Genomic DNA, 23,314 nt, shown 5'->3' with positions numbered 1-23,314 from the left:
CGAAGGAGAAGTTCGTGCGCGACTTCGTCGCCGCCTGGAACAAGGTGATGAACCTCGACCGCTTCGATCTCGCGTGAACCCGGCCGCATCCTGATGCGGTGATGCAGTCACGCAGTAACGTGAAGCGGCCGGTCGAACGACCGGCCGTTTCTTCTCTGAACGATGTCTTGTCGAAGGAGTGACGACCATGACCCAGATGATGCTCAACGTGCGCGCCGCGGCGTCGCCCATTCTGCGATCGCCGGTCGAGCTGGCGCGTTACACCGTTGGCTTCGCGATCGTCGTCGGCGGGGCGGCGGAACTGGTCTCGCAGGCGCTGCACGCGCTCGGGCCGTTCATGTCGATCGCCGGCGGTTGAGTGCGGCGACGCCTTCGCGACGTTAAACTGGCGAGTCGCGAACGGATGCCGCGCGACGCGGCATGCGGCTTGCTCGACGCATTTTCGCCGGTTCAACATTTCGAATGAGGAGTCTCGAAGATGGCCAAGAAAGGCAACGCCACGCAAATCAACATCGGTATCAGCGACAAGGACCGCAAGAACATCGCGGACGGCCTGTCGCGCCTGCTTGCCGATACGTTTACGCTGTACCTGAAGACCCACAATTTCCACTGGAACGTGACCGGACCGATGTTCAACACGCTGCACCTGATGTTCGAGGAGCAGTACAACGAACTGTGGCTCGCGGTCGATTCCGTTGCCGAGCGCATTCGCACGCTGGGCGTCGTCGCGCCCGGCACGTTCGCCGATTTCGCGAAACTGTCGTCGGTGCCCGAAGCGAAGGGCGTGCCGGCCGCCGAGGACATGATCCGCCAGCTCGTCGAAGGGCACGAGGCGGTCGTGCGCACCGCGCGCGAGATCTTCCCGATCGCCGACGCGGCGAGCGACGAGCCGACCGCCGACCTGCTGACCCAGCGCCTGCAGACGCATGAAAAGACCGCATGGATGCTGCGGTCGCTGCTCGCGTAAGCTTCGCGCTGCCGCGGACTTCAGGCCGGCCCGATGCCGGCCGGTCTCGAATCTGTCCCCTGATCGATGCGTGCGACCGTGTGGCCACGCGCGGCGGGCCTCGGCGGCCAGCCGGCCCGCCTCGGCCGCTGGCCGCGGGTCGCGCCGACATGACGCGGAGCACCGCTCGGCTCTAAAATGCCGGGATTCCCTTCCCGGTGCTTCACCATGCTTGCCCGCTTCCCCCTGTATCTGCGGCTCGTCCGGATGGACAAGCCGATCGGCAGCCTGCTGCTGCTGTGGCCGACGCTCAACGCGCTGTGGATCGCATCGGACGGCCACCCGCGCTGGCCGCTGCTCGTAATCTTCGTGCTCGGCACGCTGCTGATGCGCTCGGCCGGCTGCGCGATGAACGACTACGCCGACCGCGATTTCGACCGCCACGTGAAGCGCACGGCCGACCGGCCGCTGACGTCGGGCAAGATCCGGGCGTGGGAAGCCGTCGCGATCGCGGTCGGGTTGTCGTTCATCGCGTTCCTGCTGATCCAGCCGCTCAATACGCTGACGAAGGAACTGTCGGTCGTCGCGCTGTTCGTCGCCGGTTCCTATCCGTTCATGAAACGCTTCTTCGCGATTCCGCAGGCGTATCTCGGCATCGCGTTCGGCTTCGGCATCCCGATGGCGTTCGCGGCCGTGCAGGACACGGTGCCGGTGCTGGCCTGGGTGATGCTGGTCGCGAACATCTTCTGGTCGGTCGCGTACGACACCGAATATGCGATGGTCGACCGCGACGACGACATCAAGATCGGCATCCGCACGTCGGCGCTGACGTTCGGCCGCTTCGACGTCGCGGCAGTCATGCTGTGTTACGCGGTGACGCTCGGCATCTACGTGTGGATCGGCGCGACGCTCGGCTTCGGCCTTGCGTACTGGGTGGGTTGGGCGGCGGCGGTCGGCTGCGCGCTGTATCACTACACGCTGATCAAGGATCGCGAACGGATGCCGTGCTTCGCGGCGTTCCGCCACAACAACTGGCTCGGCGGCGTGTTGTTCGCGGGCATTGCCGTGCAGTACCTGCTGGCCGGTCATTGAACGGCGCTGCGCGTGTCTTTGCACGCAACGCTGGACGTAAAAAAGCGACCGTCGGGCCGCTTTTTTTACGTCCAGCGCCGGCAAAACCGGCGCCGCCGTCGCGCTTACGCGCGGCCGAGCTCGTCGCCCATTTCCTTCGCGCGCGCTTCGGCCGCGAGCGCGCCGCGCACGATCGCTTCCTTCACGCCCTGCGCGTCGAACGCCGCGAGCGCGGCGGCCGTCGTGCCGCCTTTCGACGTCACGCGTTCGCGCAGCACGCTCGCCGGTTCGCCCGACTGCGCGGCGAGTTGCGCGGCGCCGGTGAACGTCGCGACCGCGAGCGCACGGCCCTGCTCGTCGTTCATGCCGAGGCGGCGCGCGGCTTCCTGCAGCGCTTCGATGAAATAGAACACGTACGCGGGGCCGCTGCCCGAAATCGCGGTGACCGCGTCGAGCTGCGATTCGTCGTCGAACCATACGATCTCGCCGACCGCGCCGAGCACGCTCGACGCGAGTTCGCGGCCCGCGGCGTCGACGCCCGGCAGCGCGGCCAGGCCCGTGACGCCCATGCCGACCAGCGCGGGCGTGTTCGGCATCGTGCGCACGACGCGCGCGTAGCCGCCGAGCCAGCGGGCGAGATCCGTGCCGCGGATGCCGGCCGCGATGCTGATCACGAGTTGCGATTTCAGGTGCGGCGCGAGCGCCTGTGCGACGTCGTGCAGCACCTGCGGCTTCACCGCGAGCACGATCGCGTCGTAATCGGCGAGCGCCGCGTCGATCGCCGCGCCGGTGCGCACGCCGAATTGCTGCGCCGCGCGTGCCCGGACTTCTTCGTTGACGTCGATGGCATACAGGCCGTCCGCGGCGACGCCGCGCTTGATCAGGCCGCCGATCAGGGCCGCGGCCATGTTGCCGCCGCCGATGAATGCGATTTTCATGATGTCGGGAATGAGCGAGTGAATGAACGGAAAGGCGGAAAAGGGCGCGGCGTTCAGTGCGCGTAATCGCGCGCGCCGAAGATCGCGGTGCCGACGCGCACGATCGTCGCGCCTTCGAGCACGGCCGCCTCGAGATCGGCGGACATGCCCATCGACAGCGTGTCGAGCGGCAGGCCGTCGGCGCGCAACGCGTCGAACAGCGCACGCAGCGCGCGATGCGGCGCGCGTTGCGCGTCGGTGTCGCCGGCCGGTTCGGGAATCGCCATCAGCCCGCGCAGCCGCAGCGACGGCAGCGCGGCGACCGCCCGCGCGACCTCCGCCACGTCGGCCGGCGCGACGCCGCTTTTCGACGCCTCGCCGCTGATGTTCACCTGCACGCACACGTTGAGCGGCGGCAGGTGGGCGGGGCGCTGTTCCGACAGGCGCTGGGCGATCTTCAGCCGGTCGACCGAATGGACCCAGTCGAAGCGCTCGGCGACGGGGCGCGTCTTGTTCGATTGCAGCGGCCCGATGAAATGCCATTCGAGGCTCGCGCGCAGGTCGGCGAGCGCGTCGATCTTGTCGATCGACTCCTGCACGTAGTTTTCGCCGAACGCGCGTTGCCCGGCCGCATGCGCGGCGCGCACGTCGTCGGCCGGAAACGTCTTCGACACGGCGAGCAGCGAGACGGTGGCGGGGTCGCGGCCGGCCGCGCGGGCGGCGTCGGCGATGCGGCGGTGAACGGAGTCGAGACGGGCGGCGAGATCGGACATGACGGGCACGAAAGCGGGCACGGAGGCAGCACGGAAGCGGGTATGAAGCCGATGCGCGGCGACGCGCCGCGCATCGATCCGCTCATTATACGGACGGCGCGCGCCGGCACGTCGCGCGCGTGAACAGGCCCTAACCGTACAGCAGATGCTCGACGAGCTGGACCCAGTGGGCGACCGGCACCTGCGTGCCGCTTTGCAGATGCGCGATGCAGCCGATGTTCCCGGACACGATCATCTGCGGCTCGAGCGCTTGCAGCTTCAGCAGCTTCTGCTTGCGCAACCGGTACGACAGCGTCGGCTGCGTCAGCGAGTAGGTGCCGGCCGAGCCGCAGCACAGGTAGCTGTCGGCCGGCAGCCGCACGTCGATGCCTAGCGTCTCCAGCAGGCGCTCGACCTTGCCGCGCGACTGCTGGCCGTGTTGCAGCGTGCACGGTGGGTGATAGGCGACCGTATGGATCGCGCGGCGCCGCGCGATCGTCGCGAGCTCGGCCTCGAACGCGAGCAGCACGTCGGAGATGTCGCGGGTCAGCGACACGATGCGCCGGGCCTTCTCCGCGTAGGCCGGATCGTCGCGCAGCAGGTGCGCGTATTCGAGCACCGTCGCGCCGCAGCCCGACGCGTTCATCACGATCGCCTCGACGCCCTGTTCGACGTGCGGCCACCACGCGTCGATGTTGCGGCGCGCATCGTCGAGCGCCTCGTCGTGATAGTTCAGGTGCAGGCGAATCGCGCCGCAGCAGCCCGCGTCGGGCGCGACGACCGTCTCGATGCCGAGCGCGTCGAGCACGCGTGCGGTCGCGATGTTGATGTTCGGCAGCATCGACGGCTGCACGCAGCCGCCGAGCATCAGCATCTTGCGCGTATGCGTGCGGTGCGGCCATTCGAGCAGCCGCGTGCGCGGCGGCACCTTGTCGCGCAGCCGCTTCGGCAGCAGCGGCCGCACGTGCTGGCCGAGCCGCATCACCGGCGAGAACAGCGCCGCGTTCGGCACGACGCTCGCGAGCACGCGGCGCATCAGTCGCTGCTGCGCGGGGCGCTGCACCTGCGCCTCGACGTGCTTGCGCCCGATCTCGACGAGCCGGCCGTACTGAACGCCGGACGGGCAGGTCGTCTCGCAACTGCGGCACGTGAGGCAGCGGTCGAGATGCTGTTGCGTGCTGCGCGTGACGGCCGCGCCCTCGACCATCTGCTTGATCAGGTAGATGCGGCCGCGCGGGCCGTCGAGTTCGTCACCGAGCAGTTGATAGGTCGGGCAGGTCGCGGTGCAGAACCCGCAGTGCACGCACTTGCGCAGGATCGCGTCGGCCTCGTCGCCGTCGGGCGTGTTGCGGATGAAATCGGCGAGGTTCGTTTGCATCCAGCCCTCAGAGTTCAGGGTAAAGCCGGCCGCGATTGAAGATGCGCGCGGGATCGAACGCGCTCTTCAGCCCGCGGTGGATCTTCATCATCGGCGCGGGCAGCGGCGTGAACACGCCCGCGCTGCGGTCGTAGGTGTCGCCCGCGCGGAACAGCGTCGCATGGCCGCCGGCCTGCTTCGCGCTCATGCGCACGGTTTGCGCGTCGGCGTCGGTGATCCACCAGCGCTGCGCGCCGCCCCATTCCATCAACTGGGTGCCGGGCAGGTGCATCGGTTCGGTGATCGACGGCAGCGACAGGCGCCACAGCGCATAGCCGGGCGGGATGCCGTTGAAGAACGGATCGGTGTGCTCACGCACGCCGGACCAGAAGCGCTCGGCCTCGACCGCGTCGACGACCTCGCCGCCGAGCAGCGTTTTCGCGGATTTCACCGCGGCTTCCGCGCCCGACAGGCGCAGCACGAGCGTGCCGTTGCGCCACGCGCTCGCGCTCACGGGCAGCGGATGGCCGCCCCATTCGTTGAGCTTGCGCACCGCGTCGGTCGCGGTCATCTCGAACTTCAGCGTGACTTCGGCGACGGGCATCGGCAGCACCTTGATCGACAGGTCGAGCATCAGCCCGAGCGTGCCGAGCGCGCCGGCCATCAGCCGCGACACGTCGTAGCCGGCGACGTTCTTCACGACCTGCCCGCCGAAGCGCAGCATGTCGCCGCGGCCGTTCATCAGCGTGACGCCGAGCACGAAATCGCGCGGGGCGCCGCAGGTGGCGCGGCGCGGGCCCGCGAGCCCGGCCGCGACGCAGCCGCCGACGGTGGCCGCGCGGCCGAAATGCGGCGGCTCGAACGGCAGCATCTGGCCGCACTCGGCGAGGACGGTTTCAAGCTGCGCGAGCGGCGTGCCGGCGCGGACCGTGACGACGAGTTCGGCCGGGTCGTACGACACGATGCCCTGAAACGCACGCGTGTCGAGTATTTCGCCCTCGAGCGCCTGGCCGTACCAGTCCTTGGTGCCGCCGCCGCGAATCCGCAGCGGCCGGCCGTCGGCACTGGCGGCGCGGATGCGCTCGGCCCATCCGGCGACGATGTCGTCCTCTTCCATGTTCCGTTGCTTTCTCGTCTCGTTGTCCGGTCGATTGTACCGGGGTGGCGCGATTGCACATCGCGACTATCCCTAAGCCCCATCGCGGTTGCGGCACGCCGGCGCCGGCGCGCGAACGCGCCGAGCGGGTACGGCAGAGCCCCGTACCGCGGCCGCCGATGCGCGCCGCGGCCCGCACGCCGCTCAGAAGCGCGGCAGGTCGGGGTGTGGCAGCAGCCCGCCGCGCACGTGCTGGCGGCCATATTCGGCGCAGCGCGCGCGGGTGGGGATGCCCTTGTCCGGGTTCAGCAGCCCGGCCGGATCGAACGCGCGCTTGACCGCGAAGAACGCGTCGCGCTCCTGCGGCGAGAACTGCACGCACATCGAATTGAGTTTTTCGATGCCGACACCGTGCTCGCCCGTCACGCTGCCGCCGAATTCCACGCAGCATTCGAGGATTTCCGCGCCGAACTGCTCGGCGCGGTGCAGTTCGTCCGGATCGTTCGCGTTGTACAGGATCAGCGGATGCATGTTGCCGTCGCCGGCATGGAACACGTTGATGCAGCGCAGCCCGTAGCGCGTCTCGAGCTGCTCGATGCGCGCGAGCAGCGGGCCGATCGCGCGGCGCGGCACGGTGCCGTCCATGCAGTAGTAATCGGGGGAAATGCGGCCGGCGGCCGGGAACGCGTTCTTGCGGCCGGACCAGAAGCGCAGCCGCTCGTGTTCGTTGCGCGACACCTGGATGCGCGTCGCGCCGTGCTCGCGCAGCACGGCCGTCATCCGCACGATTTCCTCGGCGACTTCTTCCGGCGTGCCGTCCGATTCGCACAGCAGGATCGCCTTCGCGTCGAGGTCGTAGCCCGCGTGCGTGAACGCCTCGACGGCCTGCGTGGCCGGCTTGTCCATCATCTCGAGCCCGGCCGGGATGATGCCCGACGCGATGATCGCAGCCACTGCCTCGCCGCCTTTCACCACGTCGTCGAAGCTCGCCATCACGAGCTGCGCGGTCTGCGGCTTCGGGATCAGCCGCACCGTCACCTCGGTGACGATCGCGAACATCCCTTCGCTGCCGATCATCACCGCGAGCAGGTCGAGGCCCGGCATGTCGAGCGCGAGCGAACCGAATTCGACGATCTCGCCGTCGATCGTCACCGCGCGCACGCGCATCACGTTGTGCACGGTCAGCCCGTATTTCAGGCAATGGACGCCGCCGGAATTTTCCGCGACATTGCCGCCGATCGTGCAGGCGATCTGCGACGACGGATCGGGCGCGTAATACAGGCCGTACGGCGCGGCCGCTTCCGAGATCGCGAGATTGCGCACGCCCGGCTGCACGATCGCCGTGCGCGCGTACGGGTCGACTTCGACGATACGCGTGAAGCGCGCGAGCGACAGCACGACGCCGAGCGCGATCGGCAGCGCGCCGCCCGACAGGCTCGTGCCGGCGCCGCGCGGCACGATCGGCACTTCCATGCGGCGGCAGATCTGCACGATCCGCTGCACCTGCGACTCCGTCTCCGGCAGCGCGACCGCGAGCGGCAGCCGGCGGTAGGCGGACAGGCCGTCGCATTCGTACGGCGCCGTATCCTCGTCGCGGTACAGCAGGCAGTGGGTCGGCAGCACGGCCATCAGCGCCTGCACGATTTCGCGCTGGCGCTGCGCGCGGGCGGCGCTCGACAGTTCGACGGGAGCGTTCATGGGGTCTCCTGCGTGGGGCGCGACGTCGCGCCGCCGTGTCAGCACGTGAAAATCTTGCCCGGATTCATCAGATTGCGCGGATCGAGCGCGAGCTTGATCGCGCGCATCGTGTCGATCGCGTTGTCGCCGTGCTCCTTCGGCAGGAAGCGCATCTTGTGCAGCCCGACGCCGTGCTCGCCGGTGCAGGTGCCGCCCAGGCGCAGCGCACGCTCGACGATCCGGTCGTTGATGTGTTCGGCTTCGGCGAGCTCCTCGGGCTTGTCGGGATCGATCAGGATCGCGACGTGGAAATTGCCGTCGCCGACGTGGCCGACGATCGGGCAGGGCAGCGACGACGCACGCAGGTCGACCTCGGTTTCCTCGACGCACGCGGCGAGCTGCGAGATCGGCACGCATACGTCGGTCGTCACCGCGCGGCAGCCGGGCTTCAGCTGAAGCATCGCGAAATACGCGTTGTGGCGCGCGGACCAGAGCCGCGTGCGATCCTCGGGGCGCGTCGCCCATTCGAAGCCCTGGCCGGCGTTCTGGCCGGCGAGCGCCTGCACGAGTTCGGCCTGTTCCTTCACGCCGGCCTCGGTGCCGTGGAATTCGAAGAACAGCGTCGGCGCTTCGGCGAGCGTCAGGTTCGAGTGACGGTTGATCGAGCGCACCGCGAGTGCATCGACGAATTCGACGCGCGCGATCGGCACGCCGATCTGGATCGTCTCGATCACTGTGCGCACCGCGTCACCCATGGTCGGGAACGTGCAGATCGCGGCCGACACGGCCTCGGGCAGCGGGTGCAGGCGCAGCGTGATCTCGGTGATCACGCCGAGCGTGCCTTCGGACCCGACGAACAGACGCGTGAGGTCGTAGCCGGCCGACGACTTGCGCGCGCGCGAGCCGGTTTTCACCACGCGGCCGTCCGCGAGCACCGCGGTGAGGCCGAGCACGTTCTCGCGCATCGTGCCGTAGCGCACGGCGTTGGTGCCGGAGGCGCGGGTCGCGGTCATCCCGCCGATGCTGGCGTCGGCGCCCGGATCGATCGGGAAGAACAGGCCGGTGTCGCGCAGCGCGTCGTTGAGCGCCTTGCGCGTGATGCCCGGCTCGACCGTCACGGTCAGGTCTTCGGCGTTGATCGACAGCACACGGTTCATTTCCGACAGGTCGAGCGACACGCCGCCGCGTACCGCGAGCAGGTGGCCTTCGAGCGACGAGCCGGCGCCGTACGGGATCAGCGGCACGCCGTAGAGCGAGCACAGCGACACGACTTCGCGCACGTCGTCGGTGCTGCGCGCGAACACGACGGCGTCGGGCAGTTGCGGGTCGAACGGGGATTCGTCGCGGCCGTGATGGGCGCGGACCGCGTCGGCGGTCGACACGCGCTCGCCGAAGGCGGCGCGCAGCGCATCGAGCATGGCGGGGGGCAGCGGGCGGCGCGTGGCGGCCGGCGGGGCAGGGTGATTCACGAATGTCTCCTGACTGCTTGTCGTACTGTCGGCTCATTCTACGCCGTAACGTCCGCTGCGCCTCGCGCCGCGGGCTGCGATAATCGCGTTCCAGCCAACCGGGCCGCGTGGCGGCCGCGCACGAGAGGACATTCGCATGGGCAACCGCTTGAGCAAGATCGCGACGCGCACGGGCGACGACGGCACCACCGGCCTCGGCGACGGACGGCGCATCGGCAAGGACGACGCGCGGATCGCCGCGATCGGCGACGTCGACGAACTGAACTCAAATCTCGGCGTGCTGCTGGCCGAGGCGCTGCCGGACGACGTGCGCACCGCCCTCGTCACGATCCAGCACGACCTGTTCGATCTCGGTGGCGAGCTGTGCATCCCCGGCCACGCAGTGCTCGACGATACGCATCTCGCGCGCCTCGACCAGTGGCTCGCCGACTACAACGCGACGCTGCCGCCGCTGAAGGAATTCATCCTGCCGGCCGGCTCGCGCGCGGCGTCGCTCGCGCACGTCTGCCGAACCGTGTGCCGCCGCGCGGAGCGCTCGATCGTCGCCCTCGGGCGCGGCGACACGCTCAATGATGCGCCGCGGCGGTACGTGAACCGGCTGTCCGACCTGCTGTTCGTGCTGGCGCGCGTGCTGAACCGCGTCGACGGTGGCGCCGACGTGCTGTGGGAGCGCGGGCGCGTCCGCTAGCCAACCGTCACGCTTGTTGCGCGCTGCGACAATTTGCCCGAGGGGTGTTCGTTTTTAAACAAGTATCGTATGTGCATGTTTAACGGAGAACGAACATGACCCACCTCACCGCCGACCAGATGGCCCGTGTGAAGGCCACCGCCCCCGTCCTCGCCGAGCACGGCGCGACGATCACGAAGCACTTCTACCAGCGCATGTTCGCGCGTCATCCGGAACTGAAGAACCTGTTCAACCAGACGCACCAGAAGACCGGCAGCCAGCCCGAGACGCTCGCGAAGGCCGTCTATGCGTATGCGGCGAACATCGACAATCTGGGTGCGCTGGGCGGCGCAGTGTCGCGCATCTCGCACAAGCACGCGAGCCTGAACATCCGTCCCGAGCATTACCCGATCGTCGGCGAGAACCTGCTCGCGGCGATCGTCGAAGTGCTCGGCGACGCGGTCGATGCCGGCACGCTCGAAGCGTGGCGCGTCGCGTACGGCCAGCTCGCGCAGATCCTGATCGGCGCCGAGGCCGACCTGTACGCGAATGCCGCGTGGAGCGGCTTCCGCCCGTTCAAGGTCGCGCGCAAGGTGCGTGAAAGCGACGAGATCACGTCGTTCTACCTGACGCCCGCCGACGGCGGCGAAGCGCCGACGTTCGAGCCGGGCCAGTACATCACGGTGAAGCGCTTCGTCGGCGATCTCGGCGTCGACCAGCCGCGTCAGTACAGCTTGTCCGACGCGCCGCATGGCAAGTGGCTGCGCATCTCGGTGAAGCGCGAGGCCGGCAAGCCGGAAGCGATCCCGGCCGGCAAGGTGTCGACGCTGATGCACGACGGCGTGGAAGAGGGCGCGATCGTCGAGGCGACCGCGCCGATGGGGGACTTCTCGCTGAAGCGCGAGGCCGATACGCCGGTCGTGCTGATCTCCGGCGGCGTCGGCATCACGCCGATGATGTCGATGGCGTCGACGCTGATCGCCGAAGGCAGCAAGCGCGACGTGCGCTTCATCCACGCATGCCGTTCGGGCGCGGTGCACGCATTCCGCGACTGGTTGAACGACGCGGTGCGCGAGCATGCGAACGTCAAGCGCACGGTGCTGTACGAGCTGGTCGGCCCGAACGATCGCGCGGGTGTCGATCACGACCTCGAAGGCCGCCTCACGCAGGAGCGTGTGAAGCAGTACGCGCTGGTGCCGGATGCCGATTACTACATCTGCGGCCCGATCGCGTTCATGAAGGCGCAACGCGACGCGCTGGTCGCCCTCGGCGTCGCGCCGGAACGCGTGAACACGGAAATCTTCGGGTCGGGCGCGCTCGAGTGAGGTCCGGCGGCCGGTTTCGGCCAATGCAACGATGCAATGACGAAGCCCGGCGCGAGCCGGGCTTTTTACTTGCGGCGCCTTGGGGCGACTTCAGGCGCGCAACATCAGCGTTGCGTGGTAGCGCCACATCTTCGGATCGGCACTGACGAGCGGCATGCCTTCATGGAGTGCCTGCGCGACCATCACGCGGTCGAACGGATCGGCATGGTCCGGGAAATCCGGCAACGCGGCGACTGCCTCGGCGTGATCGCTGCTGATCGGCAACTCCGCAAAACCTGCCAGCCGAAATGCCGAACGCGCATCTCTCGGATGGACGGGCAGATTGCCTTTGCGGTACTTGATCGCGATTTCCCAAATCGACGCGGCGCTGACGTACAGCGTGTTTTGGGGATGTTCGATCAATGCGGCCGCGGCTGCCGAAAGTTGCGGTGCGCCTTCGGCCGCCCAGAGCGCGATGTGCGTATCGAGCAGCAGCTTCACGGTGCAAGCCCTTGGTCCGAGCTGGCATCGAAGTCGGCGGCGATCGATTCATCGCCGGCATTGAATGCCTCGACGCTTGTCGGAATGTTCAGTCCGGCAAGCAACTGACGGGCTGCGCCGATCCGCTTCGGCGCGGTGTACGGAACGATCCGGGCGACCGGATGACCATTGCGGGCGATCACGACTTCGGCTTCGCGCCCCGATTCAAGCGCTTCCACGAGGCTGGAAAGCCGCGACTTGGCATCGTGCATGTTGACGGTCGACATGATCGATCCTCTGGTTAGCTAGATGATGTTAGCTAGTCTAGCAGAGCAACACGCCGACCGCAGGCCGGCCGTATGGCCAATTCGGCGCCAGGCGGGGCCATACGATCAACCTGGCGGCGTTTCTTCAGTTCCCGCTGCCGCGCGCGACGCGCCGCGCCTTCACCGATTCCGCGAGGCCTTCGAGCACCTTCACGCTGTCGTCCCACGCGATGCACGCGTCGGTGATGCTCTGGCCGTAGGTCAGCGCGCAGCCTTCCTTCAGGTCCTGGCGGCCCTCGACGAGGTGCGACTCGATCATCACGCCGACGATGCGCTCGTCGCCGGCCGCGATCTGGCGGCCGATGTCCGCGCACACGGGGATCTGGTTCTCGTGCTTCTTCGAGCTGTTCGCGTGGCTTGCGTCGATCATCAGGCGGGCGGCGAGGCCGGCCTTGCCGATGTCCGCGCAGGCGGCGTTCACGCTGTCCGCGTCGTAGTTCGGCGTCTTGCCGCCGCGCAGGATCACGTGGCAGTCCTCGTTGCCGGCCGTCGACACGATCGCCGAGTGGCCGCCCTTCGTCACCGACAGGAAATGGTGCGGCTGCGACGCGGCCTTGATCGCGTCGACCGCGATCTTCACGTTGCCGTCGGTGCCGTTCTTGAAGCCGACCGGGCACGACAGCCCCGACGCGAGCTCGCGGTGCACCTGCGACTCGGTCGTGCGCGCGCCGATCGCGCCCCACGAGATCAGGTCGGCGATGTACTGCGGGCTGATCATGTCGAGGTATTCGGTCGCGGCCGGCAGCCCCATTTCGTTGATCTGCAGCAGCAGCTCGCGCGCGGTACGCAGCCCTTCGTTGATCTTGAAGCTGTTGTCCAGATGCGGATCGTTGATGAGCCCCTTCCAGCCGACCGTCGTGCGCGGCTTCTCGAAGTACACGCGCATCACGATTTCCAGTTCGCCCTTGAAGCGCTCGCGCTCCTTCACGAGCCGGCCCGCGTATTCGATCGCCGCCTTCGTGTCATGGATCGAGCACGGCCCGATCACGACGATCAGCCGGTCGTCCATCCCGTGCAGGATGCGGTGCATCGACTGGCGCGCGTGGTAGATCAGCTCGGACGCGGCTTCGGAGCACGCGAATTCGCGGATCAGGTGGGCGGGCGGCGTGAGTTCCTTGAGTTCGCGAATGCGGACGTCGTCGGTGTTGTGCGGGGGCATGCTGTTTCTCCTTGGTTCCGGGCGCCGTTCGGTCAGTGCGCGTGCGGCAGATTCATCAATTCAGGCAATTCAGTGGTGCCGGTCGGGGCTGCGGGCCGCTGCGGCGGCGACCGGCTGGCGAAGGGCGAAAAAAAACCGCCGGGTTCGCCGGCGGTTTTTTCGGGAATTTCGGTTGCGCTTCACGCGCCATCAACCCTCTCGATCCGCCAGCGGTCTGAGATACCAAAAAAAGTAAAAGTAAAACTTGGCGGACATGACGGAAATTCGGCTCGTCAAAAAAGTTGATTCGGAATTTATACCCGGTCAGCGCGCGGCTGGCAACCGGGGGTACTCGAAAATGCGGACAATCCGCGCGTTTTCATCGAAATGCGCGGATTGTCTGCGCCGCGATGCGGTTATGCCGTACCGCCGACCGTCATCTTGTCGATCCGCAGGGTCGGCTGGCCGACGCCGACCGGCACGCTCTGGCCTTCCTTGCCGCATACGCCGACGCCCGTGTCGAGCGACATGTCGTTGCCGATCATGCTCACGTACTTCAGCGACTCCGGGCCGCTGCCGATCAGCGTCGCGCCCTTCACCGGGTAGGTGACCTTGCCGTTCTCGATCATGTACGCCTCGGACGCCGAGAACACGAACTTGCCGTTCGTGATGTCGACCTGGCCGCCGCCGAAGTTCACCGCGTACAGGCCGTTCTTCACCGACGCGATGATTTCCTGCGGGTCCTTGTCGCCGTTGAGCATGTACGTGTTCGTCATGCGCGGCATCGGCAGCGCCGCGTACGACTCGCGCCGCGCGTTGCCCGTGACCGGCATCTTCATCAGGCGCGCGTTCAGCGTGTCCTGGATGTAGCCCTTCAGGATGCCGTCCTCGATCAGCGTCGTGCACTGTGTCGGATTGCCTTCGTCGTCGATGTTCAGCGAGCCGCGGCGGTTCGGCAGCGTGCCGTCGTCGACGACGGTCACGCCCTTCGCGGCGACCTGCTCGCCGATCCGGCCCGCGAACGCGGACGAGCCCTTCCGGTTGAAGTCGCCTTCGAGCCCGTGGCCGATCGCCTCGTGCAGCAGCACGCCCGGCCAGCCCGGGCCGAGCACGACCGTCATCGCGCCGGCCGGCGCGGGGCGGGCGTCGAGGTTGACGAGCGCCGCGTGCACGGCGTCGTCGACGTAGCGCGACAGGACTTCGTCGGTGAAGTAGCCGTAGTCGAAGCGGCCGCCGCCGCCGCCCGAGCCGATCTCGCGGCGGCCGTTCTGCTCGGCGATCACCGTGACCGACACGCGCACGAGCGGGCGGATGTCGGCCGCGAGCGCGCCGTCGCTGCGCGCGACGAGCACGACGTCGTATTCGCCGGCGAGGCCGGCCATCACCTGCGTGACGCGCGGGTCGCGCCCGCGCGCCATCTGTTCGATGCGTTCGAGCAGCTTGACCTTGGCCGTCGCGTCGAGCGACGCGAGCGGGTCGGACGGCAGGTACAGGTCGCGGCCCGAGATGCCCGTCAGCGACGTGGCTGCCTTGATCTTCTGTCGGCCGCCGCCGGCCGCCGCGATCGCCTTGGTGGCGGCGGCGGCTTGCGCGATCGCTTCGGGCGACAGGTCGTCCGAGTACGCGAACGCGGTGCGGTCGCCCGCGACCGCGCGTACGCCGACGCCCTGGTCGATGCTGAAGCTGCCCGATTTGACGATGCCTTCCTCGAGGCTCCATGCCTCGCTGCGGGTCGCCTGGAAATACAGGTCCGCGTAATCGACGCGATGCGTGAAGATGTCGGCGATCGTGCGCGTGAGCAGGCTTTCGTCGAGGCCGTACGGCGTGAGCAGGATGTCCTTCGCCAGCGCGAGGTTGCGGATGCCGGGTTCGATGATGTTCATGCGGATATCGGGAGTTCTCAAAAAAGTTGTCGGGTGCTGCCGGGCAGATGGGTGGGCCGCGCGGCGTTTCAAGCGGTGCGGCGGATTCAGGTCAGCACGCGGTGCCGCCACGCGGGCAGGCTCTGGCGTACGTCGGCGATGCGTTGCGGATCGAGCGTGCCGAGCACGACGCTCGCACCCTCGTCGCGCACCGCGACGATCTCGCCCCACGGGTCGATCAGCATGCTGTGGCCCCACGTGCGCCGGCCGTTCTCGTGCTTGCCGCCCTGCGCGGCCGCGAGCACGTAGCACTGATTCTCGACGGCCCGCGCGCGCAGCAGCGTTTCCCAGTGCGCGCGGCCCGTCGTATACGTAAACGCCGACGGCACGACCATCAGCGCGCAGTCGCCCATGCGGCGATACAGCTCCGGAAAGCGCAGATCGTAACAGACCGACAGGCCGACCCGACCGAACGGCGCGTCGAACGCGACGACCGTGTCGCCCGCGCGGATCGTGCGCGCCTCGTCGAACGATTCGTCGCCTTTCTCGAAGTTGAACAGGTGGATCTTGTCGTAGCGCGCGGCCTCGTTGCCGGACGGATCGAACACGAGCGTCGTGTTCAGCACGCGGTCGGGCTGCGGCGCCTTCAGCGGCAGCGTGCCGCCGATCACCCAGATGCCGTGGTCGCGCGCGGCGTCGGCGAGGAATTGCTGGATCGGGCCGTCCCGGTACGGTTCGGCGAGCGCGAGCTTGTCGGTGTCGCGGTGGCCCATGAAGCAGAAATACTCGGGCAGCAGCACGAGCTGCGCGCCTTCGCCGGCGGCCTCCGCGATCAGGCGCCGCGCTTCGGCGAGATTGCGGGTGACGTCCGGCGCGCTCACCATCTGCAGCGCGGCGACCTGGAAGGGCGTGGCGGAACGGGCGTGGTCGGTCATCGCGGAATCGCTTGCGTCATAAATGGGGTGCGGCCCGGCACCCTGCGGCGCGATATGCGCTCAATGGCTCGATGCATCGGCCGGACCGTGATTCATCTTACCCTGATCGCTCCGCACCCGCTCGATGTGCGGGTGCGCCCACGAGCCGGTGATCGCGTAGTCGAGCGCGAACGCGTGCGACAGCGTTTCGGACAGCGCGTAGTTCGCGGCCAGCACGCCGACGCCGAGCAGCGGGTTGATGATGGCTGCCCCGATCGCGGCCGCGCCCGCGCTGATCTTCGGCGCGACGTGCGCATGCAGGTCCTGCGTTTCGGTGCCGAGATCGACCGCGCCGCGCACGGTGACGTTCGCGGGGCCCGTCATCATCGAGAAGTCGTCGGTGCGCGCGATCCCGTTCGAAATCCGGCCGGTGCCGGTGATCTTGTCGAACGGCAGCCCCTTGCCGACCACGTCGCGGAAGTTCAGCGTCAGGAAGCGCGCGAGGCTCTGCAGGCTCAGCACGCCGAGCAGTTTCGCCGCGCCCGGGTCGACCTTCAGGATCTTCCCGTGTTCGAGGTCGACCGCGACCTGGCCGCCGAGCGACGGGAAGTCCAGCGCGGTCGGGCCGCCGCGCCAGCCGACCTTGCCCGTGACCGAGCCGTGACCGTCCGCGAGCGTGCGCGGCAGGCCGACGCGGTCGAGCAGCGCGCCCGCATTGTCGATGTCGAGCTTGAAGTCGAACACGGTGCGGCGCGGCGCGTCGTTTTCGTCGGCGCCACGGGCGAGCGCGCGGCGCGACGTGCGCCAGTTGCCGGTGGCCGTGAGCTTCGCGGCCGGGTTCGACAGTTCGAGCTTGTCGAGCTGCCACACGGGCGTGCCGTCTTCGTCGATGTTGCGCGCGTTCACGACGAGCCGGCCGATGTCGTGATCGCGCGCGACGACCTGGTCGACGATCAGGTCGATCGACGGCATCGGGCGGTCGGTCGGCGTCGGCAGGTTCATCGCGCGGCCGACGAGATCGTGCTGCGCGCTCTGCGGCACGACGAGCTTCGCGAGCCGCGCGTTGAGCACGCCCGCGCCGTTGTGGCCGCCGCCCGGCGCCCACGACAGGTAGCCCGACACCTGGTTCGACGCGATGTTCGCCTGCCAGAGATCGTCGACGTGCGACGCGCCGACGATCACGTTCTCCCAGTTGCGCTTGAGCAGCTTCAGCGTGCCGAAATGGAACGCGAAGCGCTTCGGCGCGAAGCTCGCGAAATCGACGCGCGGCGCGGCCGGCGGCGCCGGTGCGCGCGGCGTGTCGGGCCGCAGCGTGTGGGCGAGCGCGAGCCACGCGTCGGCGTCCAGCTCGGCGACGTCGACGGCCGCGCTCACGCCGTCCTGCGGCATGTCGGGCATCCGGTGGATGCCCATCGCGCCGCGCACCGCGCGCAGCGGCTGGCCGCGCGTCGCGTCGAGCAGGTAGGTCGCGGACACCGGGCCGAGCGTCAGGTCGGCGTGTTCGAGGCGTTTGCCGTCCGCCTGCGGCGCCGGCTGGAGCGTGAAGCGGAACGGCATCGGCGTGCCGGCCGGTTTCGCGAACGGCGCCGGGAAGTTCAGCGCGACGCCCGTCAGGTCGGATTGCGCGCTGACGTCGGGCAGGCGGCCCGGCGCGCCACGCACGGCGACCTGGTACGGTGCGTCGCCGACCACGTGTTCGAGCAGCGCGGCGGCCGCGCCGTGCAGGTTCAGGCCGCGCGCGGCGTCGAGCGCGAGCCGGCCGTCGACGTCCACCGCGTACGGGCCGTGCGACCGGAATGTGCCGTTCGCGCGCACCGGGCCGCCGAGGAAGCGCCCCGACAGGCCGTGCAGCGACGCGCCGGCCTCGGTGAAGCGGACGCTGCCGCGCAGGGCCGACAGCGGCGGCACGCCGCTCGTCGACAGCGTGTTGCCGCCGAACGCGAGCGCGCCTTCGACGTGCGTGTGCGGATGGGGGACGTGCTGCGGAATCGTGATCTTGAGCGCGAGCGACGCGGGCCCCTGCGCATCGATCCGCTGGCCGATGTGGCCGCTCATCGTGCCGAGCGAGCTGTTGTCCGCGTAGTCGATCAGGTCGGCGAGCGGGCCCTGCGCATGGCCGTCGATGATCAGCGGCGAGTGCGACGGATTGCCGAGATCGTCAATGCGGCCCGCGACCTTCGTCAGCGTGACGCGCTTGTAGCGCGCGCGCTCGATGTCGAAACGCAGCTTGTTCTGCGCGAGTTCGAACACGCCGTCGATCCCGTCGAGCGCCGGCCAGACGCTCGGCGTGCCGTTCGCGAGCTTGCGCGGCGGGTACGGCGTCGGCTCGAAGCGGCCGCCGGTGAACGGCGCGACGATGTGGAACACGCCGGCGTCCGGCTCGTGTTCGAACGGGAATTTCTCGAGCGGGCCGCGTGCGACGATCGACGCGCCCTTGGTCACCTTGCCGTCCTGCAGCGCATGGCCGAGATAGTCGCGCAGGTGCTCGGACATCCCGGTCGGCAGGTAGCGCGGAATGCGCGCGACCGACGCGCGCGCGAAATCGGCGCGCAGGTCGAGCGAGCCGCGGCCGTGGCCGGGGTTCGTGTACGAGCCGGACACCGCGATTTCGGCATCGGGGTTCGACACGAGCAGATCGGGCAGCGACACGTCGACGCGCGCGTGCTTGTCGCCGGGCGCGGGCGTGATCGTCCATTTGGCGTTGCCGCGCAGCCGGTCGAACGTCAGGCGCGGCTCGTCGAATTCGCCGGGCACGGTGACCGCCGCGTTGACCGTGTCGATATGCGCGGAGCCGCCGGTCTCGTTCGCATCGACGCGGCCCCACAGGTTCTCGACGCCCGGCCAGCCGGCGCGCGGGTGACCGCGCGGCGAGAGCCCGGGCGGCGGCTCCTGCGCGGCGAAGCTGATGCCTTGCAGATCGCCGAGGAAGCGGTAGCGGACGATCGGCGCGGCGCCCATGCGCCGCTCCTCGTCGGCGAGATCGGCGTGCGCGGGTTTCGCGCGCTCGACCTCGATGTGATAGTTCGACACCATCCCGCGCGGGTCGATCTTGATCAGCTCGTTGCGCAGGCGCGCCGGCAGCGGCAGCCCGCGGATGAATTCGCTGAGGATGCCGAGATCGACGCGGTCGCCGACCACGCTGAGCAGTTGTCCCTGGGTCGCGGTCGGCACGCGGTAGCGTGCCGTCAGCGTCGACAGCGCGAGCGAGCGGGCGAGCGGCGTGCCGTCCGGCAGCGGCGGCTGGCCGAGCTCCGCATTGAATCGCGTCAGGTGCAGCGTGTAGTCCTGGCCCGCATCGAGCGCCATGTCCCAGCCGAAGCGGACCGTCGGCACGTCGAGCCGCGGCTGCGTCGGGCGCACGCGCAGCGCGACGTCGGCGCCTTGCAGATCGCCGCCCGCCGAGCGCAGGTGGCCGTCGCCGAAGGTCGCCCAGATCGCGTTGTCGATCCGGCCCGCGTGGATCGTGAGCGGCATGTCGAGGTAGCGCGCGAGCGTCTGCAGGTCGACCGGGCCGGTCGACAGGTACGCGTCGCCGGTCCAGTTCGACGGCTTGCCGATCGGCGCGAGCGGCTTGTGCTTGAAGCGCGCGCGGAAATCGAGCGGGCCGAGCAGCAGCGTGCCGTTCGCGGGCGCCTGCAGCGCGGCCTTGTGCACGCGGCCGTCGTTGAGCACCGCGAGCCGGATGCCCGACAGCACGAGCTCCGGTGCATCGTGCTGCGCGTCGCGCCAGCGCAGCGTGCCGCCGCGCAGCACGATCGCCTCCTGTTTCAGCAGCCACGTGCCGAACGTGTCGTTGCCGCCGTGGGTGGTGGCCACGCCGACGCCCGCGACGCTCAGCGAGCCGTCGGCCGCACGCGCGACGACGAGGTCGGGCTGGTCGACGATCAGGCTCGACAGCGCGGGCGACAGCCGCAGCAGCGACATCCACGACAGCGCGGCCGTCGCGTGCGGCACCGACAGCGCGACCTTGCCGTCGCGGCCGCGGATCGTCAGGTTCGTGAGTTCGACGCCCGGCTGCATGCCGGACCAGTTCGGGGAAAGCTTGCCGATCGAAAGCTGCGCGTGGAGCTTGTCGGACACGGCGCGCTCGATGCGCGGGCGGTATTCGTCGATGCGCGGCAGCAGCACGTAGCGCAGCCCGAGAAACGCGCCGGACGCGACGAAGTAGGTGCCGATCCCGACTGCCAGCGTCACCCTGAACACGCGACGCAGGACCGGATGATCGTGCTTCGGAGGTCCCGCTTCGGGCGCTGCTACGGCGGATTCCTGACGGTCGGACATGCGGCGGACGGGCGGCGATATGGTAGTTTTGCAGACTGACGTTGAAATGTATCACACGGGTTCGTGTCGGCGGCCGTTGGGGGCCGTACGGCACGGGCTTTCCGGCGCGCGGCGTCGCGACGGGCGCACGCGCGTCCGGCGCGGCCGCGCCGAGTCCATTCGGGCCGGTCGGCAGCGGGGCGCGCACGTGCCGGCCCGCTGCCCGCCGGTCTTTCCGCCAGGCCCGCTTCTCGATGACCGACGCTTCCGCCCTGCTCAGCACGTCCTATTCCCGATACCTTGCCCGCGCGGCGGCCGCCCGGCCCGCGCTGGCCGCGCAGATCGCCGCGTGGGCGGCCGCGCCGCTCGGCCGCGCGCGGCTCGACGCGCGCCTCACCGAGCTGCTCGCGACGCCGGCCGGCACGTCCGCGCCGGACGAGGAGCAGCTGAAGCGCGCACTGCGGCAACTGCGGGCCGAGGCGTTCGGCGCGGTCGCGGAGCGCGACCTGCGCGGGCTGGCGGACGTCGCCGAAGTGACGGGCGCGATGACCGATCTCGCCGAAGTGGCCGTGCAGCGTTCGCTCGCGCTGCTGTCGGCCGAACTCGAGGCGCTGTACGGCGAGCCGCGCGGCGCCGACGGCCAGCGCGTCGTGCTCGGCGTGGTCGGGATGGGCAAGCTCGGCGGCCGCGAGCTGAACGTGTCGTCGGACATCGACCTGATCTTCGTCTATGAGGACGACGGCGAGACGACGGGCGGCACGCGTTCGCCGCTGTCCACGCAGGAATACTTCACGCGGCTCGGCCGGCGCCTGATCGGCGTGCTGTCCGAGGTCACGGCCGACGGCTACGTGTTTCGCGTCGACATGCGGCTGCGCCCGAACGGCGATTCGGGGCCGCTCGTCTGCAGCATCGGCATGCTCGAGGAATATTTCTACGTGCAGGGGCGCGAGTGGGAGCGCTATGCGTGGATCAAGGGGCGGCTCGTGTCGGAAGGCGACAGCGACGCGGCGCGGCGGCTCGCGGCGCAGCTCGAGTCGATCGTCAAGCCGTTCGTGTACCGTCGCTATCTCGATTTCGGCGTGATCGGCGCGATCCGTTCGCTGCATCAGCAGATCCGGCAAGAAGCCGCGCGGCGGGCGTCGATGCGGCCCGACAAGGCCGACGACATCAAGCTCGGGCGCGGCGGGATCCGCGAGATCGAGTTCAGCGCGCAGGTATTCCAGTTGATCCGCGGCGGCCAGGATGCGGAGTTCCGCGTGCGGCCGACGCTCGCGGTGCTGCGGCATGCGCAGGCGCGCGGACTGATCGGCGACGACGTATGCGCGCGCCTGACCGACGCCTACCGTTTCCTGCGCACGCTCGAGCACCGGCTGCAATACCGCAACGACGCGCAGACGCACGCGATGCCGGTCGAGCCCGACGAGCGCGCGGCGCTGGCCGCGTCGCTCGGGTTTGCCGACTACGCGGCGCTGATGACGGTGCTGGACGAGCACCGGAACTTCGTCGAGGCGCAGTTCGACCAGATCTTCGCGGACAAGGTGAAGGGCGGCGGCCCATGCACGGCCGGCGACGACACGGCCGCCGCGTGGATCTGGAGCGGCGCGCTGGCCGACGACGGCGAGGACGACGCGCTGGTCGCGCGCCTCGACGGCCTGGGCTTCGCCGATCCGGCCGCCGTGCTCGCGCGGCTGCGCGCGATCTGGCAATCGTCGCGCTATACCGGGCTGCCGGAAAAGAGCCGGCAGCGCTTCGACAGCGTCGCGCAGCGCGCGCTCGACGCCGCGCCGACGATCGACGCCGCGCGCCGCGACGAGACGATCGTGCGCCTGTTCGACCTGCTCGAGACGGTCAGCCGGCGCGGCGTCTATCTCGCGCTGCTGACCGAATACCCGGCCGCGCTCGACCGCGTGCTGTCGGTGCTCGGCGCGACGCGCTGGGGCGGCGGCTACCTGATCCGCCACCCGCAGCTGCTCGACGAGCTGCTCGACGACGAGGCGATCGCGAGCCCGTTCGACTGGCCCGCGTTCAAGGAGGCGCTGCGCGCGCGGCTCGCCGCGGCCGACGGCCCCGAGCAGCAGATGGACCTGCTGCGCCATGCGCAGCACGCGGAGGTGTTCCGGATCCTGCTGATCGACCTGGCCGGGCAACTGTCGGTCGAGCACGTGAGCGACCGGCTGTCCGAGCTGGCCGACGCGGTGCTCGACGTGACGATCGAAGTCGTCTGGTCGCAGCTCGCGAAGCGCCATCGCGACGTGCCGATGTTCGCGGTGATCGCGTACGGCAAGCTGGGCGGCAAGGAGCTCGGCTATGCGTCCGATCTCGACCTGATCTTCCTGTACGACGATCCGGACGAGCGTTCGGCGGACGTCTACACGACCTTCACGCGGCGCCTGATCACGTGGCTCACGACGGCGACCGGCGCGGGCGCGCTGTTCGACATCGATCTGCGGCTGCGGCCGAACGGCGAGGCCGGGTTGCTCGTCACCGATCTCGACGCATTCCGCCGCTATCAACTGCGCGAGGGCGACGCCGCGAACACCGCGTGGGTGTGGGAGCACCAGGCGCTGACGCGCGCCCGCTACAGCGCGGGCGACGCGCGGATCGGCGCGGCTTTCGAGGCGATCCGCCAGCAGGTGCTGACGACGCCGCGCGACGGGGCGATCCTCGCGAAGGAGATCGTCGACATGCGCGGGAAGGTGTTTGCCGGCCACCCGAACCAGACCGGGCTGTTCGACCTGAAGCACGATCGCGGCGGGATGGTCGACATCGAGTTCATCGTCCAGTACTGGGTGCTGCTGCACGCGTCGAGCGACGCCGAGCTGATCCGCAATACCGGCAATATCGCGCTGCTGCGCGAGGTCGCGCGCTTCGGGCTGATGGGTGCGGACGAGGCCGAGCGCGTCGGCGCGGCGTATCGCAAGTACCGCAAGCTGCAGCACAAGCTGCGGCTCGACGGGATGGAGAAGGCGCGCGTCGAGCCGGCGCTGGTGGCCGACGAGCGGGCGGCCGTGACGGCGCTGTGGGCGCGCGTGTTCGGGGCGGTCGAACCGGGCGTTTGAGTCGCCCGTTCGAATCCGG

The 23,314-nt window shown here is 69.2% G+C and carries 18 protein-coding genes; 6 read left to right on the top strand and 12 right to left on the bottom strand.

Annotated elements, in window-relative coordinates; translation table 11 throughout:
• Nucleotides 1–187: 187 nt before the first annotated feature.
• The 3 genes from C5F75_RS36775 to ubiA all read left to right on the top strand — a co-directional run bounded on the left by C5F75_RS36775 (nucleotide 188) and on the right by ubiA (nucleotide 2,038).
• Entirely contained in the window at nucleotides 188–358 is a 171-nt protein-coding gene (locus tag C5F75_RS36775; RefSeq protein WP_181035423.1) for a hypothetical protein, read from the top strand.
• A 120-nt stretch (nucleotides 359–478) separates the two neighbouring features.
• Nucleotides 479–967 (top strand): non-specific DNA-binding protein DpsA, encoded by a 489-nt coding sequence (gene dpsA / locus C5F75_RS15530; protein ID WP_059574306.1) that lies wholly within the window; start codon nucleotides 479–481, stop codon nucleotides 965–967.
• A 207-nt stretch (nucleotides 968–1,174) separates the two neighbouring features.
• A complete protein-coding gene (gene ubiA / locus C5F75_RS15525; RefSeq protein ID WP_104012421.1) occupies nucleotides 1,175–2,038 on the top strand; it encodes a 4-hydroxybenzoate octaprenyltransferase in 864 nt (287 codons plus the stop codon).
• A 104-nt stretch (nucleotides 2,039–2,142) separates the two neighbouring features.
• Here the strand turns inward: ubiA and proC are convergent, their stop codons facing one another.
• From proC to C5F75_RS15495, 6 genes are all read right to left on the bottom strand, one after another.
• The gene (gene proC, locus C5F75_RS15520) at nucleotides 2,143–2,955 is read right to left on the bottom strand and encodes a pyrroline-5-carboxylate reductase (RefSeq protein WP_059574304.1); all 813 of its coding nucleotides are present in this window, start codon (nucleotides 2,953–2,955) and stop codon (nucleotides 2,143–2,145) included.
• Between the two features lie 53 nt (nucleotides 2,956–3,008).
• On the bottom strand, nucleotides 3,009–3,707 hold the full coding sequence (locus C5F75_RS15515; RefSeq protein ID WP_059574303.1) for a YggS family pyridoxal phosphate-dependent enzyme: 699 nt from the start codon (nucleotides 3,705–3,707) through the stop codon (nucleotides 3,009–3,011).
• A gap of 130 nt (nucleotides 3,708–3,837) precedes the next feature.
• The gene (gene glcF, locus C5F75_RS15510; protein ID WP_059574302.1) at nucleotides 3,838–5,064 is read right to left on the bottom strand and encodes a glycolate oxidase subunit GlcF; all 1,227 of its coding nucleotides are present in this window, start codon (nucleotides 5,062–5,064) and stop codon (nucleotides 3,838–3,840) included.
• A 7-nt stretch (nucleotides 5,065–5,071) separates the two neighbouring features.
• On the bottom strand, nucleotides 5,072–6,160 hold the full coding sequence (glcE, locus tag C5F75_RS15505) for a glycolate oxidase subunit GlcE (RefSeq protein WP_059574301.1): 1,089 nt from the start codon (nucleotides 6,158–6,160) through the stop codon (nucleotides 5,072–5,074).
• A 183-nt stretch (nucleotides 6,161–6,343) separates the two neighbouring features.
• Nucleotides 6,344–7,837 carry an FAD-linked oxidase C-terminal domain-containing protein gene (locus C5F75_RS15500; RefSeq protein WP_059574300.1) on the bottom strand — a complete coding sequence of 498 codons (1,494 nt, stop codon included), beginning with the start codon at nucleotides 7,835–7,837 and terminating at the stop codon, nucleotides 6,344–6,346.
• Nucleotides 7,838–7,875: 38 nt separating this feature from the next.
• Entirely contained in the window at nucleotides 7,876–9,285 is a 1,410-nt protein-coding gene (locus C5F75_RS15495; protein WP_059574299.1) for an FAD-binding oxidoreductase, read from the bottom strand.
• A 136-nt stretch (nucleotides 9,286–9,421) separates the two neighbouring features.
• Between C5F75_RS15495 and C5F75_RS15490 the strand changes: the two genes are divergently transcribed.
• Both C5F75_RS15490 and hmpA read left to right on the top strand, forming a co-directional pair.
• Nucleotides 9,422–9,973, top strand: a complete 552-nt coding sequence (locus C5F75_RS15490) for a cob(I)yrinic acid a,c-diamide adenosyltransferase (protein ID WP_059574298.1) — start codon at nucleotides 9,422–9,424, stop codon at nucleotides 9,971–9,973.
• A 95-nt stretch (nucleotides 9,974–10,068) separates the two neighbouring features.
• Nucleotides 10,069–11,277: an NO-inducible flavohemoprotein gene (gene hmpA, locus C5F75_RS15485; RefSeq protein ID WP_059574297.1), complete on the top strand. Its 1,209-nt coding sequence runs from the start codon at nucleotides 10,069–10,071 to the stop codon at nucleotides 11,275–11,277.
• A 90-nt stretch (nucleotides 11,278–11,367) separates the two neighbouring features.
• Here the strand turns inward: hmpA and C5F75_RS15480 are convergent, their stop codons facing one another.
• The 6 genes from C5F75_RS15480 to C5F75_RS15450 all read right to left on the bottom strand — a co-directional run bounded on the left by C5F75_RS15480 (nucleotide 11,368) and on the right by C5F75_RS15450 (nucleotide 20,257).
• The gene (locus C5F75_RS15480) at nucleotides 11,368–11,757 is read right to left on the bottom strand and encodes a type II toxin-antitoxin system VapC family toxin (protein WP_059574296.1); all 390 of its coding nucleotides are present in this window, start codon (nucleotides 11,755–11,757) and stop codon (nucleotides 11,368–11,370) included.
• The gene (locus tag C5F75_RS15475; protein WP_059574295.1) at nucleotides 11,754–12,023 is read right to left on the bottom strand and encodes a type II toxin-antitoxin system Phd/YefM family antitoxin; all 270 of its coding nucleotides are present in this window, start codon (nucleotides 12,021–12,023) and stop codon (nucleotides 11,754–11,756) included. Before C5F75_RS15475 ends, C5F75_RS15480 begins: the two co-directional genes overlap by 4 nt.
• 124 nt (nucleotides 12,024–12,147) lie before the next feature.
• Entirely contained in the window at nucleotides 12,148–13,221 is a 1,074-nt protein-coding gene (gene aroG, locus C5F75_RS15470; RefSeq protein WP_059642150.1) for a 3-deoxy-7-phosphoheptulonate synthase AroG, read from the bottom strand.
• 395 nt (nucleotides 13,222–13,616) lie between these two features.
• Entirely contained in the window at nucleotides 13,617–15,083 is a 1,467-nt protein-coding gene (gene tldD / locus C5F75_RS15460) for a metalloprotease TldD (protein ID WP_059574293.1), read from the bottom strand.
• 86 nt (nucleotides 15,084–15,169) lie between these two features.
• Nucleotides 15,170–15,997, bottom strand: a complete 828-nt coding sequence (locus C5F75_RS15455) for a carbon-nitrogen hydrolase family protein (protein WP_059642148.1) — start codon at nucleotides 15,995–15,997, stop codon at nucleotides 15,170–15,172.
• Nucleotides 15,998–16,057: 60 nt separating this feature from the next.
• Nucleotides 16,058–20,257 (bottom strand): YhdP family protein, encoded by a 4,200-nt coding sequence (locus C5F75_RS15450; RefSeq protein ID WP_059574291.1) that lies wholly within the window; start codon nucleotides 20,255–20,257, stop codon nucleotides 16,058–16,060.
• A gap of 233 nt (nucleotides 20,258–20,490) precedes the next feature.
• On the opposite strand from C5F75_RS15450, the gene glnE reads away from it, so the two are divergent.
• Complete coding sequence (glnE, locus tag C5F75_RS15445) at nucleotides 20,491–23,295, top strand: bifunctional [glutamate--ammonia ligase]-adenylyl-L-tyrosine phosphorylase/[glutamate--ammonia-ligase] adenylyltransferase (protein ID WP_104012420.1); 2,805 nt, start codon at nucleotides 20,491–20,493, stop codon at nucleotides 23,293–23,295.
• The last annotated feature ends 19 nt before the right edge of the window (nucleotides 23,296–23,314 follow it).

Origin of the sequence: Burkholderia anthinoferrum (assembly GCF_002925705.1) — a bacterium.
In the GTDB taxonomy this organism is placed as follows: domain Bacteria; phylum Pseudomonadota; class Gammaproteobacteria; order Burkholderiales; family Burkholderiaceae; genus Burkholderia; species Burkholderia semiarida.
Note: the sequence above shows the minus strand (reverse complement) of the source record. Positions and strands in the feature narration are given on the sequence as shown.